Origin of the sequence: Pseudoalteromonas sp. GW168-MNA-CIBAN-0100 (assembly GCF_040309225.1) — a bacterium.
Classification (GTDB): Bacteria; Pseudomonadota; Gammaproteobacteria; order Enterobacterales; family Alteromonadaceae; genus Pseudoalteromonas; species Pseudoalteromonas arctica.
In genome coordinates, this window is the sequence record NZ_JBEOOL010000355.1 from 1 (window position 1) to 311 (window position 311).

1 protein-coding gene is annotated in these 311 nt (G+C 43.1%); it reads right to left on the bottom strand.

Going from position 1 to position 311, the window contains the following annotated elements:
* The coding region (locus tag AAEY62_RS21445) for a tyrosine-type recombinase/integrase (RefSeq protein WP_350636409.1) at positions 1–311 on the bottom strand (311 nt) is incomplete at both ends.

The following is a 311-nucleotide window of genomic DNA, read 5'->3' on the forward strand; positions in this document are numbered from 1 at the left end:
CTGTCGTACGAATACTCGTATGTCCGAGCTGTTTTTGTAACTGATGAAGCGGCATACCAGCTTCAATTTGATGTGTAGCATAAGCATGGCGCAAGCTATGCGCGGATACATTTTTTGTAATTTCAGCCCTCGTTACCGCACGTTTTAATCCACGACTAAACGTTTTTGCATCAATCGCTTTTTCTTTATCCCAGTTGGTACAAAACAGTATACTGCCAAGGGAAAAGCCTGCTATGTAAGCGTTTAACCGCCTTGCTGCACTTTTAGGTAATATGACACGACGGTCTTTATTGCCTTTTCCTGCTCTAACC